Annotated in this window: 13 protein-coding genes and 2 pseudogenes; 11 read left to right on the plus strand and 4 right to left on the minus strand. The window is 35.5% G+C overall.

Features of this window, described 5'->3' with window-relative positions; genetic code table 11:
- Positions 1-134: 134 nt before the first annotated feature.
- Entirely contained in the window at positions 135-563 is a 429-nt protein-coding gene (locus ACLKL2_RS13665; RefSeq protein ID WP_413692123.1) for a LysR substrate-binding domain-containing protein, read from the minus strand.
- A complete protein-coding gene (locus ACLKL2_RS13670; RefSeq protein ID WP_413692124.1) occupies positions 524-1,003 on the minus strand; it encodes a LysR family transcriptional regulator in 480 nt (159 codons plus the stop codon). Before ACLKL2_RS13670 ends, ACLKL2_RS13665 begins: the two co-directional genes overlap by 40 nt.
- 108 nt (positions 1,004-1,111) lie before the next feature.
- Here ACLKL2_RS13670 and ACLKL2_RS13675 point away from each other — a divergent pair, with 108 nt between their 5' ends.
- Entirely contained in the window at positions 1,112-1,279 is a 168-nt protein-coding gene (locus ACLKL2_RS13675; RefSeq protein WP_409440162.1) for a hypothetical protein, read from the plus strand.
- Between the two features lie 127 nt (positions 1,280-1,406).
- Here ACLKL2_RS13675 and ACLKL2_RS13680 read toward each other — a convergent pair whose 3' ends face one another.
- Positions 1,407-1,757: a winged helix-turn-helix transcriptional regulator gene (locus ACLKL2_RS13680; RefSeq protein WP_413692126.1), complete on the minus strand. Its 351-nt coding sequence runs from the start codon at positions 1,755-1,757 to the stop codon at positions 1,407-1,409.
- 98 nt (positions 1,758-1,855) lie between these two features.
- Between ACLKL2_RS13680 and ACLKL2_RS13685 the strand changes: the two are divergent.
- A pseudogene (locus ACLKL2_RS13685) lies at positions 1,856-2,607 on the plus strand (SDR family oxidoreductase).
- 422 nt (positions 2,608-3,029) lie between these two features.
- Here the strand turns inward: ACLKL2_RS13685 and ACLKL2_RS13690 are convergent.
- Positions 3,030-3,884, minus strand: a complete 855-nt coding sequence (locus tag ACLKL2_RS13690) for a LysR family transcriptional regulator (protein ID WP_413694326.1) — start codon at positions 3,882-3,884, stop codon at positions 3,030-3,032.
- Positions 3,885-4,367: 483 nt separating this feature from the next.
- Between ACLKL2_RS13690 and ACLKL2_RS13695 the strand changes: the two genes are divergently transcribed.
- The 9 genes and pseudogenes from ACLKL2_RS13695 (at position 4,368) to ACLKL2_RS13735 (ending at position 14,131) form a co-directional block, all read left to right on the plus strand.
- Positions 4,368-4,970 (plus strand): MBL fold metallo-hydrolase, encoded by a 603-nt coding sequence (locus ACLKL2_RS13695; protein WP_413692128.1) that lies wholly within the window; start codon positions 4,368-4,370, stop codon positions 4,968-4,970.
- Between the two features lie 1,134 nt (positions 4,971-6,104).
- Positions 6,105-6,773 (plus strand): hypothetical protein, encoded by a 669-nt coding sequence (locus ACLKL2_RS13700; protein ID WP_413692129.1) that lies wholly within the window; start codon positions 6,105-6,107, stop codon positions 6,771-6,773.
- A 170-nt stretch (positions 6,774-6,943) separates the two neighbouring features.
- Complete coding sequence (locus tag ACLKL2_RS13705; protein WP_413692131.1) at positions 6,944-8,683, plus strand: hypothetical protein; 1,740 nt, start codon at positions 6,944-6,946, stop codon at positions 8,681-8,683.
- A complete protein-coding gene (locus ACLKL2_RS13710; RefSeq protein WP_413692133.1) occupies positions 8,635-9,351 on the plus strand; it encodes a hypothetical protein in 717 nt (238 codons plus the stop codon). Before ACLKL2_RS13705 ends, ACLKL2_RS13710 begins: the two co-directional genes overlap by 49 nt.
- Before the next feature lie 313 nt (positions 9,352-9,664).
- Entirely contained in the window at positions 9,665-9,949 is a 285-nt protein-coding gene (locus ACLKL2_RS13715; protein ID WP_413692135.1) for a type II toxin-antitoxin system prevent-host-death family antitoxin, read from the plus strand.
- Positions 9,950-10,096: 147 nt separating this feature from the next.
- A complete protein-coding gene (locus tag ACLKL2_RS13720; RefSeq protein WP_409440153.1) occupies positions 10,097-10,537 on the plus strand; it encodes an antitoxin Xre/MbcA/ParS toxin-binding domain-containing protein in 441 nt (146 codons plus the stop codon).
- Between the two features lie 626 nt (positions 10,538-11,163).
- Positions 11,164-11,868, plus strand: a pseudogene (locus ACLKL2_RS20275) (IS6 family transposase).
- Positions 11,869-12,161: 293 nt separating this feature from the next.
- Positions 12,162-12,632, plus strand: coding sequence for a hypothetical protein (locus tag ACLKL2_RS13730; protein ID WP_413692137.1), 471 nt, complete (start codon positions 12,162-12,164; stop codon positions 12,630-12,632).
- A 260-nt stretch (positions 12,633-12,892) separates the two neighbouring features.
- A complete protein-coding gene (locus tag ACLKL2_RS13735; protein ID WP_413692139.1) occupies positions 12,893-14,131 on the plus strand; it encodes a hypothetical protein in 1,239 nt (412 codons plus the stop codon).
- The last annotated feature ends 2 nt before the right edge of the window (positions 14,132-14,133 follow it).

Here is a 14,133-nt window from a genome sequence, read left to right on the forward strand (position 1 = left end):
TTTAAAGCTTCTCATAAAGCGGAAGTATGTCTTGTTAAAACAATGTATATTAATGCGTTTTTTTGCGTTAGTGTTTATAAGAAATCTCTCAAAGGGTGCCCAAATTGGCGCTCTTTTTAGTGAGTTATAGCAACCTATCTTTCAAGGTAATGTTGAAGTTGTTGTTTTAATTCATCGTATAGCTGTTGTTGTACTTCTTTAAGCTGATATTGGTTTCGATCAAGGCACATTCTAAGGCTCCCTAATTTAGGCAAGCTGTTTACTTTGCTAATGCTATTAGGTTGGTCAAAAGAGGACCGCACTGTTACACCTAATCCTGCCTCAACCGCACGCCATAAGTTGCTTAAGCTTCTACCCACAAAATTAATTTTCCATGGAATACCATGATGATCTAATGCCTCTATGGCTTGTTGTCTAATACCACAGGCACCGTCTAACATAACTAATGGCAAAGGTTTATTTGACAGTATTACCTCTCGTAAATGGGGATCTACTGGTCCATACCAATGCAATGGTAATTCTGCTAAGGATTCACTGTAGGGGCGCTTTTTTCGCTTTCCCATCCTAATGAAAAGTCTAATTCACCAGTTTGTATTCCTTCGTTTAGTTCTTTGTGGCGCCCAACGAATGATTGTAACTGTAATTGAGGGTGAGATCGTGAAAAGGCGGCTAGTAGTTTTAATAACAACACTTCACTGAAATCTTCTTGTAAGCCAAAGGCGACTTTTCCCTCTAGCGTATTTCCTTTTAGCCTTTGCAGTGCTTCATCATTTAATTGCAGCATACGTCGAGCGTAAGCCAATATGATTTCACCTGACTCTGTTGGCTGGAGGTGCCGGCCAACTTTAGTGACTAAAGCACTATTACATTGATGTTCCAGCTTTTTGAGTTGCGCGCTGGCAGCAGAAGGCGAACGATTAAGTCGCTCAGAGGCAAGTGCAAAACTACCTAACTCAACCCCTAATACAAAACACCTAAGCGCATCTAAATCTAAATTACGCATAATTAATGATCCATTAATTTAAAACTATTCATTCTAATAGTTTTAAATTTTTATATGGAAACGTCAACTTATAATATTGTTATAAGTGGAGTTATCTAAAGGAAAAGTATGACCTCTAAAGAACAAGAGTTATTGGCGAAGTTGATTCTCATTACCCCTCAGTTTCATGGCCTGACTGTTAAAGCAATGAGGAAGGACACTGAAAAAGAGCATATTCATATTTTTCTGAGTATTCTTCAGCAATATTTAGTTTTAAATGTTGTTTATTTGAAATGAAAAAGCTCTATTTTAATCGATAAACTATAGAGGGTAGGAAAGAAACTTCAATACAGATCCGTGGGTATTTTATATCAAGAGAGAGTGTAAATTAAAATATAATTTACACCGAGAACAATTAAAATTTTCACTTAGAATATTTATCATGATCTAATAATTCTTCTCTATGTTCATTCATCCAAGAAGCAAGGGAATCAAGTGTTGGCTTTAAGGTTTTCCCCAATTCTGTAATTTGATATTCAACACGCAGTGGCATTTCCGAGAATATTTTTCTAGTAACTATACCTAGTGCTTCAAATGAGCGTAATTGCTTAGTTAATTCTTTTTGTGTAATAGTGCCCATTGCCCTTTGTAATACTCCGAAACGTACTGCATCGTTAGTAATAATTAATCTATACAACACTGGAATAGCCCACTTCCCAGATATAATATTTACAAAATCAACCATCGGACATTGAGAAGGTAGTATTTTTTTCATTTTATTTTCTTAGTATCCATTTGGTACCTACTATTTTTATTATACTAACAGCGTCATAATGCTTTTTCCATCTTAAATTAATATGTTAAGGAATAATTATGACAAAAAGGCTCTTAGATAAATATACGCTTATTACTGGTGGCACAGCAGGAATTGGCTTGGAAACAGCCAAGCAATTTGAAAGTGAAGGAGCAAAGGTCATTGTAACTGGGCGCAATGAAGAAGGGTTAGATAAAGCTAGAGTTATATTAGGTAGTGAGGCTATTTTTATAAAAAATGATAGTTCTAATGTAAGTCAACAAAGGGACTTGGCAAATAAACTTATTGAAAAGTTACCAAAGCTTGACGTGATTTATATAAATGCAGGTGATGTCACACACAAAAAAATAGAGGACTGGGACGAAATGTCTTTTGACCAAGTCATGGATACTAATTTTAAAGGTCCATTTTTTTGATTCAATATTTACTGCCACTATTGTCAGATTCAGCTTCAATTATTCTGTGTGGTAGTGTTTCAGCTCAAATTGGACTAGCTCAAAGTAGTATTTATGCAGCTAGTAAAGCGGGTCTCATCTCTTTATCTAGAACATTATCTGGAGAACTCAAAAATCGTGGTATCCGTGTAAATAGCATTAGCCCAGGCCCAACGTACACAGAGGCATTTGATAAATTTGGTCTACCTGTGGAAGAGAAGGATGCATTAATAGATGAAGTAAAGGCATTAGTTCCTTTAAATAGAATGGGCACACCATTAGAAATTGCTAAAGCTATCGTTTTTATGGCTTCTGATGAGTCATCATTCATGTTAGGTTCGGAATTGTTAATCGATGGTGGCGTGGGAAATTTATAATTATAAACAGGTGAACTGACCTTAAAACTAATAATTTTCATTAAGTTAATTGTTGTGAGTGAATACAAAGGGTATGTATTTAACCTGAGATGTGGATAAGCAATATTGAATTTATACTTCCATTGTTCCTAAATCGGGCGTTGATAACTTACATATGTAGCTTTTTCAAACAATAAGCCACGGCCCTGGATTAACTTCCATCAATAAACTATTTCTTAGTATAAGTACTAGAGGCTAATGATTTGAGTAACCTCATTAAAATGCCTTTTCTTGGTAAAGGAGGAAGCGATGATAAATCGCATTTCATAAGCCCAAGTATTTGGGTAAATCACGTTACGGAGAAACTACAAGTAAGTAATACAGAATTCCTTCTTCTTCACTGCACGAAGTTTAAAAAAGACTAATAGTGCTCGAAGAACACTCTATCTAAAATGCTTTTGAAGTAATTCAGACACTATAACAACTCTTGCCATGTACTGTTGACGTTTGTGGACAATGATATGTAGCTCACTCGCGGAGTATTTATTCAGATCGATATTTAAAGGTTTAAGGTTTTTTAGTGGTAGGTTGTTAGCTAATTCATCGGGGAGAATTAATGCTCCTAAACCAGCACTGCATGCAGCAATTTGAACATTGTAATCATTAGAACTAAATACAGGTTTAAAATTTGGGATTTCTTGCTTGAGGAGTTGATTAGAGATTAAGTGATTTTGGTCATCTGACCAACAAATCCAATTTAAATCATGAATGGAAACATTATCACTCAGGCTTTTAGCAAGGTCTTTGGCTACATATACTTTCATCCGACTATAAAAAGAAGCAAGACAGATTAAATCTTGATCTTTAGGTAACGCAGTACGGACCGATATCTCAGCCTCTCCAAGAGCTAAATTTAATGTATTAATATTGCTAAGGACTTCCAATTGAATACCTGGATAATCTGTGTGCAGTTTATGTGCTACTTGAGGGAGTACTGCAAAGCAAACACTTGGTGGTGCGGTGATGCGTACACGTCCTTCAATTTTCTCAGGTATTTGCGTCTGTGTGAGGATTTCAGTCGACCAAATAGCCATTTGTTTTGCAGACGGTAATAACTTGGCTCCCAATGAAGTTAGTTCACAACCATGACTATTACGGAAAAATAAGGTTTCTCCAAGTTGCTCTTCAAAATCTGCTATACGCCTACTTAAAGTAGGCTGCCCTAATTTCAAACTGCGTGCAGCAGAACTAAAGCTGCCTGCCTCCGCTACAGCTAAAAAATCTAAGGTCTTGCCAATTTAATTCCGCTCTATTCATATTTGGATACACCAATCGATTTTTAGCTGATTTACATAATTTGGTAAACAGATAATTATAACAGTCTGTTTTTTTATCGAAGTCAGATAAATTATATCAACAACCTAGGAGTAAATTAAGATGAGTTTTACTATTAATAAAAAGTTTTATATAACCTGTGCGGTAGGCTTTGTCAGCTTATCACTAATATCTTTTATAATTTGGATTAGTCAGGCAACTCAAACACGACATCCAGTTGTCAGCTCAGTGTTAGGCAAGCAAAGCGACAAACAAGAACTTATCAATAGCCTAGTATCAGGAAGTACGGTATCACTGAAAAAATTAAATCTGCAAACTGGGTTGTTCCTTTAAGTGGTTTAATCAATCTTGACTCACCGGAAGCAAAACAAGCCGGTTTAGAAGACCATCAAGAAGAGATTGAAATTTATGCCTTTCACATTAATCACCCTTTGTATGGTGACTTTTTGATTGATACTGGTGTCAGTAACCAATTCTTTAATGACCCACAGTCTCTAGGTTTTCCAAGTTGGTTGGAACCAAAATTAAACTTAGATAAAATGGAATTGCTAACAGCTATGGATAATTATTTAGAAGAAGAGAATCTTAAATTGAAAGGAGTGTTTTTATCACATTTACATTTTGATCATATTAGTGGTATATCAGCTATAGATAAACAAGTTCCAGTTTATGTTGGACGTGGGGAAACTAAGGAGAAATACTTTTTGTACGCTGCATTTAGAGGCGCGGTAGACACTATGCTTGAAGGTAGGCCTCCATTACAAGAATGGACTGCAGAGTATGTGGATATATTTGGTGACGGTAGCTTGTTCGCTATTCATACTCCTGGTCACACTGCTGGCTCAACAGCATATTTTGTCAATACAACAGAAGGGCCTTTATTGCTTACGGGTGATGCGACTCATACTGCTTGGGGTTGGAATCACGGCGTTGAACCTGGTGGTTTTTCAACTGATCGAGAAGGTAGTCATGACAGCTTACATAAACTCATACAATTAGTTAATGAGAACCCTGAAATTAAAGTACAACCAGGACACCAAAGCTTATAAATCTTGATAGTTCTAGACTCAATTTACGACTGTCAGAATTGAGTCTAGAACCTATTTTTATCGAAGTCGCTATAAATATCAACTATCGAAGCCTTGGAAACGATTAAGCTAAAAAACGATATAGACATGCGCAGCATTTAACATTAGTTCCAATCCAGCTGGGTTAGGTTGTTAGTAGATATATCGAAAAATGATGGTATTACATTGAGTACGATATCGTACTCCTAAATTAACGAACACTTGGCCATACCTAACTTGCTTCAGTGTCAATTCAATATGAGTAAACCTAATGAAATTTGGTGCGGTGATATCAGTTATATTGGATAGGAAACCATTGGGCATGCCTAGTTATCGTAATAGATTTATATGCTCGTAAACAAGTTGCTGGGGTAGATATTCTCGTTATCGCTAGATAGTAAGTTAACAGCTAAGGTGTTTGAGATGGTTTCTAAGTCAATCCTTTAGGAATAACTAAATCTCGTATTTAATTACTTAATGCTGTTCTATTATGTACAGCCTCCATGACGACAATACAGGGCGATAAATTAGATAAATATTCAAACGTCTTTTTTCCGTGTTAACTGTTTTTTCTTTAATATCTTGCCCGATTCATCCATCCAACTAAAATAAAAGCTGGCTTTGTGATATCTAACCCGATGATTATAGTATTCATGTGACCCTCTCTATTTTTCTGTATAACCTGAATTATGGATAAGGATTGAGCTAAATGCTCACCTAGTGATCAGAGCTTTCGACCAAAAATGATTTGAAAGCAAAAAAGGAGCGAAGATGAGTAACTTAGAAGATTTACTTTATGACGAATCGTAATTCAGTATAAGTAGTTTTAGAGGCGTTACGTTAACGCCTTATTTTTCAGACACGCTTCGGGGTACAAAGTGGCTTAGAATTTGTGTGTGTTTACAAAATATAACGTCAGCTGTTCCCACAAAGCAGACATTACTTGTAAGTCGCTTTCGCCCCCAAAGCGACTTACAATTAGGCTCCCCATTAAGATATTTTAGACGCTTCTAATTCAAACTGAATTTTAGGTTGTTGATTTCCTCACAAATAATTTGGAATAGTTATGCCATAATTCGTCATTATCAATTAATTTAAGATTAAGGGAAATGAATAATGACAGCAGAACAACAACCTGAATTTTCCCCTAAAGAATTTTTGCAACGTCGTCGACCTGAAAAGTTTTCAGATTCAGTAGTCATAGAAACAGGAGTTTTAGAGCGACCCGTTCTGGAACATTTTCTTGCAAAACTGAATGCCCGCAACCAAGAACTTCAATTCGAAGATTTTTCAAAAAGGCTTTGTGAAAAAGTTATCTGCTCTAATTTACTAGAGCAAACAGGGCCAGTCGCAGGCGGTGATGGTAAAACTGATACTCAAACATTTCCAGTGTCCGAGCAAAATCAACTTCTGTGGTTTGAGGGTATTAATGATTCATCACATAAAGAACGCTGGGCATTTGCAGTTAGCACAAGAGTCGACTGGAAGGTTAAATGTCGACAAGATGTTGTAAAAATACAACATACAAATCGTGGTTATACCAAAGCGTTTTGTATAACCAATCAATATGTAAAATCAAACCAGCGATCCGAATTAGAGGATCGCTTAAAAATAGATACTGGCATGGATGTTCGTATCCTTGATATAAGTTGGATTTTAGATCAAATTTATAAGAATAAATTAGAAAGTTTGGCGATTGAAACTTTATCTATGCCAGTGCAATTCAAAAGGGAACGTAGTGTTGGTAATAATGACTTTCAAAAGCAAAAGAGCTTGATGAAATAACCGCAGATATAAATACGAATGTTAACCCAATCAAAATCACAACGGAGCAAGTAGATTACTTTTTAGATGTTGCGATCCTAAGCGCGGAATTAGATAAGCCTATATTCGAAACGCAAGGCCTGTTTGGTCGCGCAATAAAAATAGCTAAAAAATTTGGAACCAAGCAGCAATTGCTAGATGCCCATTACCAATACGCATGGAAGGCTCATTTTTGGCTAGAAGATTTTGAAATATTTGAAGAAAATCTATCAGATGTATATGACTGCGCGCAATCATCTTACAGTGCAACTAAATGGGAAAGTGTTGTAACACTAATAACTGTTCATCGTAGTTATGTAAAATTTAATAAAATAACTCCAACGATTGATATTGAAGTGATTGAGAAAAATACATTAAAACAATTGCATAGTATTGCTGACGAAGAAACGAGTCCAAGTAATGCTCTATTTGCCCAAGCTCAATTAGCTATTTTTACATTACATAAAATTGAATATATTGATGAGTCCGCGCCTGTATTTGAAGAGCTTTTGGTGATACTCAAACACAGTGAACTATTAGTCGGCTTTCCCTTTGGTAAAATATTCAATTTAATAAATGGCGTAGATGATATTTTTAGTGACGTTGAATCGTATGAAAATTTATTGGATTATCTTACTGAACAATCATGTCAGCGAGATGGTGAGGTTCAACGCGCTATGCTTCAATTAAAACGCGGTATCAAAAGGTTGGATATCGGTAAACCTTATCAAGCAATCAAGTTAGTTGGAAAATCTTTAACGCTTCTTTACAAAGAAGAGTCTACAGATCAAGTGATTCTTGCATTAAGGGTGATTTCAACAGCGTATGAGAGTGTTGGATTACTTTGGGCTTCTAGAGCCAGTATGTTGTTAGCTGCTTCTTTGCTTACTGATAAATTTTGGAAGCGAGATGAACTAAATACTCGTCAATTACAAACCTATTACCAACTATGCTGGGCTGAACTTAAGTTAGGTAGGCTTGGACATGCGCTAAAATGGTATGAACTCACATTACTTATTCAATCAGGTTTAAATGAAGATGTTATCGGTGAAAATGAAATTATGAGCATAGAAGCTTTTATTTGCCACCTGATACTTAACAGTAGTTTTGATGTTACTAAACGCTTAGAAAATTTACCTAGTGTACTCGATGGGTTTAATTTATATAGCTCTTCTGGAAATTTGATTGTTGCACTAGGGTATTTTGACGAGTTTGAGCAGGAATATAAAACACCTGTTGATGATGATTTATTCGAATTGTTAGTAAAAATGCGTGATTTTAATTTTGGTATTCATCCGAGAGGGCTAAATTTAAATATTGATAAAAGAGCTATACATTCATCGCGATTATTAGGTTGCCACATTAGTATTAACTCTCCAAATCGAACTCCTTTTGTTGAATTATCCGAAGGCATATTATCATTACTAGAAAGTGTATTCGCAACATGTGCAGTAGATCAGTTACGTCTTAAAGAAGCTTACCTTTCAATTGAAGTAATAGTTGATGATGAAGATGAGTTCGAAATAAACCATGAACTCGATGAGCACTCAGGCAAGCTTCACCTAGAAGTAATCTGCTCTGGGTTTGATGAAGAAGCTTTTGACCTTCAAAGGCAATCCTTACTACATAAATGGTTTAAGCAGTTGATTTTTGATTTATTACCAGAGATGTTCATAGTCAACGATACAGAGACCCTTACAAAAATGTTCATCGAAGATGGTGCACTAGATAGGTCGCTATCTCTAAGTACGTGCTTTAATGCTTCAAATAACGTTTTAGGGAAAGATTTAGGAAGCAGATTAAAGAGTTATTTAGTCATAAATCAGATTCAAAAAGCTACCCAATGCTTCTCACCGAAGCATGGGATAAGAATTACCCTAAAACTGAATTAGAGGCTTTTCCGACTGACTTAAAAAAAGGTATAGGGGAACCACCAAAAGCTCTCACCAACCCTGAAAATGTTCATCATCAAGATATGTCAATCCAAGGGCTGATCAAAGCAAGACTATGGGATAAAGCTAATTGGAGTGCTGTAGCGTTCTGCCTTTTTCCTGACGGTATGCCAGGTATACACTTGGTATTTGATAACCGTAAAGAAGGCTTAGCTGTTTTTTTAGATCTATTAGATGAGGTTGGTGAAAATGACAATAACAATAGATTGAGAATAACTATTGTTAAAAGAATTTCAGTAAAAAAATCAGGACACTATAGAGTAGTTATTTCTGAAAATATTAATACATACAATAAAAGCAAACAAATTACAATGATAAGTCGCATACATACTATGACACCAAATAGCACTGAAAACTTAGATCGTTTTTTACAAGAATATGAGAAAAAAGGTCGCTTTTACTTTGGCTGTAACGCTATGTTGAGAGGTCACGGTTTGGATTCGCGCATAGCTGAATTTGGTATTACCGTTCATAAACTAGAAGTTCGTCAGGCTTGGGAAATTGGTGAAAATGATCTTGATTGTATGGCTATCCGAAAAGGTGACGATCCATATATACCAAAACACATAGATTCAGCACCAGTAATCAAGTTGTTGAATAGATTGTGAACGGGTAATTTCATATACAAAGAATTAAGTTTTTATTTTCTAAGTCGCTTTGTGCCCCTTAGCGAGTCAGAACACCAACTTATTTAACGTCCGCTTTAGGCTCACAGCGGACTTTTAAATTATGATCAATGATATCCATTTCTAAGTCGCTTTGGGGGCGTTTGCGACTTAGCTTCCTAGCTCGTAAAGGGGCACTTAATGAGTTAGGAAATGTAATAAAAAACTCTAAAAGCCTGGCGATGTTTCCAAATTCATTTCAACTTACTAATTATTTGTGACGTGTTAAAATAAATTGAAGCTAATGCTTTTACTAATGGGAGAGTTAAATTATGAATGTAGAAACAATAAGTTTTTTGAAAAAAACGCCGCAAATCTACCTTTAGAAGAGCCATTGACGATTACAAAAAATGGTAAGCCAGTTTATGTTATTGAATCTGTTCAAGATAGAGATAAACGTGAAGAAGCAATTGCCTTACTAAACCTAGTTAGCTTCGCAAAAAGTGATATGCAAGCAGGCCGTGTAATGTCATCAAGCTCTTTTAAAGAGCGATTGGTGCAACGTAAGTCTCCTTTTATGATGAAGAATAATTCAGTATAAGTAGTTTCGGAGCGTTACGTTAACGCCTTATTTTTCAGGCTCGCTTCGGCGTACTTAGAGCCTTAGGTAATTATTTTTAGATGCAACCTTAATGGAATACTCAGACTAAGAGTATAATGTATATTATTTTGTTTCAATGGCGATCAAATGGACACTCAAAAAATTATTGATATTGCGCGTCAACTTCAAGAAGCACTCCCGTTTGACTGTGGCGGTATTACATCAAAAGAACAATACGAAGAAGCTATAGCCCTAACTGATAAATTGATAGACTCTCATGATGACAATAATTCAATCCTATACGAAGTATTGTGGCCAGCAATCTCTAGGTATGAAGATTCAGCTCTTGAATTTACTGACCTAAACAAGAGTTTAATTAAATTGGATGACGATGAATCAGAACGATATGCTAAAGTTTTAATCTCGGCAGTTCAATTCTTTGAAAATGAGAAAGAGGCTTTGATATGGTTAAAAACGCCAATAAAGGCTTTAGGAGGCAGGTTACCTATTGATATGCTATCAAATGATAAAGATACTGAGATCGTTTTGAATGTTATTGGCAGACTTGAGCATGGTATTTTCACCTAAACGGTTCAGTTTACTCTGCTGTAATACAAACGACTACCTCAACTTTTTTTGACTATAAAAAGTTATGATGACTTACTTACTCAGATTCCTATCTTACTTCAATTAGCTTTCTACGGTGCACAAACCTCCTTAGAACTTTTACTCTATTTTTTTGTTGATAAGCACTTCATTTTACACAAGCCTCTTCCCGAATCCAAGCGTAGTCGTTACCCTCGAAACTTCCCAATACCGAGCAAAATGAATATTTCTAGATAAATGGCTAGATATGATAGAAATACAAAATTTCTTAAGTACGTAACTCTGAAATCAACAAGATCGACTTCGTTTTAATCTTAATTTTGCAAAACCTTTATGCTTTCATTAATGACCTGAAGCTGTCCGTTAGCATGCATTTCTTTAAGGGTTGCCGTCAAAGCGGGTACAAGGTACTCGTTACGTTTGTGCACATAATGATACATAATAGTTATATGAATGGGTGGTTCAAGTCTCACCATATTTAGCTCTCCTAATTCATCAAATAAGCTTCCGCTAAAGTTCCAAGAACCACTGCATCACTGCGTTCAAGGTAGAGATGACGGGGATTGTCAACTTAACAACCGACCAACCAATTATGCGATAATCTGCTGATGAAAAATTCAAACATCTACGCCGGTTATCGTTATCCTGCACAAATTATTATCCATGCAGTTTGGCTTTATCATCGCTTTACACTTAGCTTTCGAGATATCGAAGAATTGCTTGCAGCTAGAGGCATTGTTGTTACTTATGAGACGATCCGGTAGTGATGTAAAAAATACAGCGCTATCTATTGTAACTAGATCAAAAAGAACGGTGGTCAACTTGGTGATACTTGGTATCTGGATGAGGATTTCATCAAAATAAATGGCGTCTACATTACCTTTGGCGAACGGTGAACAAGATGGTGATGAGGTTTATATATTAGTCCAAAAGCGCAAAGAAAAAGGGGCTGTAACGCTTTTTTTAAACGCTTATTGAAAGGTGGAGGCGCCACACCAATCATGATTGGTGACAGATAAACTAGCAAGTTACTCTGCTGCAAAAAAAGAAATAATGCCAAGTGTAGATCATTCAACCGTTCAGTATGAAAATAATGGATGTGAATTATCTTATCAACCTACTCGGCAACAGGAAACGCAGATGCGACGCTTCAGATCACAGGGTAAGCTCAGCGTTTTTTGAGTTGCAATGGCGTGGAGAATAATTTATTTCGCTTTGGTCGTCATTTAATGCAAGCAAAACATTATCGAGCATTTCGAGATCGCTCTTTTTCTGAATGGATGCAGGTGAGTTGCGTTCAAAATTTAGATTAGGGCTAATTTTATAGTCTTTAGTCATCCTGATTACATAAGTTGGTAATACCTTCCTAAAATATATTTATCTACAAATTAATTCGTTGTGATAAATGAAATTTCATTTTTCTCAATTATTTTTCTAAAAAATTTAATATTTCTCTCCATATTAACTTGAAAATTAACTTTTAAATCAATTGTTTATTTGTTTTTATATTGATTTTATTAATTAAGGGTTCAAAAAATACCCTTAAAACGTAATGTTTTTTTATTTTCACCTTAATAGAACTTTATAAATTTAAAAAAGGTGAAATATGAAAAGAATCAAAATTAGCGGCTTAGGGCTTCAACTACATCCCAAAGTTGGAGATTTGGTAACAGGCGATGTAGTTGACCTAAATGCAGATTGCAGTATCAATGAACTGAGTGAAACACAATTATCAATATTGCTAGAAAATATTGTATTAAATGTTTTGCCATTGGAAGGCTGTGTATACCAATTACTATCCCCTAACGTGGTGTACAACATTTTGTCTAGGCATCCCGCTGCAAAAAATATGTACGTCAATGTATTAGTGCATTCACCAAAAAATAAACTAGAGCTTTTAGAGTTAATTTTAACCTTAAATTTAGTTCTACCATCGTTATCATTAATTTCGTCATCTCACATATCTAAAACAATCCATGCTCGCTATCAAAAACTGAAATTGATGGGGTGTCAGCCTATTTCTATAGCGAAATTATCACGCCTAGCCAATAAAAAACGATCAACTTTTAGGAGATAAATATGAAGAATATGCGTAATAAAATTATTGAAAAAACGAACAGATTAAAATCTTCTGGAGCTCCTTTCCTCCTGTACATGCTCATATGCAAAAATTATTGTATTTCTATGAAAGTCGGCTTTCTAATCGTCAGCTCATGGTTTTACTCTTAATTTGGTTGAAGCATGATTTTAAATCGGTCCAAGAATTGAAAAAATTTCCTAAATTTTACCGTTTAAAATCCTCACAAGCAGCATCCAAAAACGCAGTTCGAATAATTCGTGATGGTGGTGTTCTCATGGGTTGAATATTCGATTGAAGGAGCTTCTGATAATTATGTTTGGATGCCTGTTCCTAAGATTTTTAAAAATCTATTTTGGAGAGTATTGCAGCAACATAATAATTATGAAAAGCCGATTTTGAATACTATTGAAATTGCTGATTTATATCATTTTTGGATGAAGGCGATATATCGAACGCCTAGTAATTCTAATGTAAAAATGGCTCAAAAAACGGTTTGGTCAAATTATATCTCCAGTTATTGCCATGCTGATCCAATACTATCTAGTAATGCGATAGAATTTTATTTTTCGATGCTGCATCACTCATCTGCAACCGCCTATCAGAGTGAGAGTATAGAATCAGTGCGTTATCAGATTTTTCAATCTATTAATAATGCCGTTCTTAGGTTGGTGCAAGAAGCTGAAAAATGGGAAGTATTATCTCGATTCATACGACAAATCGATCAGAGAGATATTCTTCCGAATAAGAATGAAAAATTACCTCCATATTTAATTGAAACACGAGGAATGATCAGTGAAATTCAGATCGAGTACTATGAACATCATCGCGAGATAACTACACAATCTAATGTGAAAATAGGTACAACGAGTGGAGTGAGTAGGGCTAGTGTTATAAATTTATTTTCGCTATTAAATAATAAAATTACTTCGGCTAAAAATAGAGTTATCCGTCGCGGAGAATTCATTAATTATTACAATTTAGTATCCTACTCTTTGGCATTGCAGTTCATCACGCTCTCGAGTATTAGACCCACTCATGCAGTTTCCCCATTGCTCTCATCATTCTATTCAGATCGTTTTTGTATTTATGATAAGGGTCAAGCTCGAAATATTTTGTTGTGTGGGTTTCTACAAGAGCAGATATCTAGGTATCAAAATCTCCAAAAGCGTCTTTTAGATTCAACGTCATTGTTCGAGTCGTCTCCATATATGATTTTTCTCATCAATGAGAAAAATGAGCCAGTTCAATTAACCGCGAGGAATCTCCGGCGGTTTTTGAGTGAGCATTGGGTCGGGCATGTCCCATATCAATTACGGAAGATTTTTTCTCAAACATTGATGGAGTTGCACATGCCCAATCACCTCATCTCTAGAGTTATGGGGCATAGTCGATTGGGAGAACATGATGGCGCTGTGACTATTTTTCCATATGAAGAACGTGAAATTTTAACATTTTTAAATCGTCTTCCTACCATTTTTAAAATGGAGTTGTTTTAGTC

Source organism: Psychromonas sp. KJ10-2 (genome assembly GCF_047323255.1).
Lineage (GTDB): Bacteria > Pseudomonadota > Gammaproteobacteria > Enterobacterales > Psychromonadaceae > Psychromonas.

Coding starts and splice junctions, on each gene's coding strand:
- ACLKL2_RS13665 (WP_413692123.1), bottom strand. CDS start 563: ATGGGAAAGCGAAAAAAGCGCCCCTACAGTGAATCCTTAGCAGAATTA.
- ACLKL2_RS13670 (WP_413692124.1), bottom strand. CDS start 1,003: ATGCGTAATTTAGATTTAGATGCGCTTAGGTGTTTTGTATTAGGGGTT.
- ACLKL2_RS13675 (WP_409440162.1), top strand. CDS start 1,112: ATGACCTCTAAAGAACAAGAGTTATTGGCGAAGTTGATTCTCATTACC.
- ACLKL2_RS13680 (WP_413692126.1), bottom strand. CDS start 1,757: ATGAAAAAAATACTACCTTCTCAATGTCCGATGGTTGATTTTGTAAAT.
- ACLKL2_RS13700 (WP_413692129.1), top strand. CDS start 6,105: ATGACAGCAGAACAACAACCTGAATTTTCCCCTAAAGAATTTTTGCAA.
- ACLKL2_RS13710 (WP_413692133.1), top strand. CDS start 8,635: ATGCTTCTCACCGAAGCATGGGATAAGAATTACCCTAAAACTGAATTA.
- ACLKL2_RS13715 (WP_413692135.1), top strand. CDS start 9,665: ATGGGAGAGTTAAATTATGAATGTAGAAACAATAAGTTTTTTGAAAAA.
- ACLKL2_RS13720 (WP_409440153.1), top strand. CDS start 10,097: ATGGACACTCAAAAAATTATTGATATTGCGCGTCAACTTCAAGAAGCA.
- ACLKL2_RS13730 (WP_413692137.1), top strand. CDS start 12,162: ATGAAAAGAATCAAAATTAGCGGCTTAGGGCTTCAACTACATCCCAAA.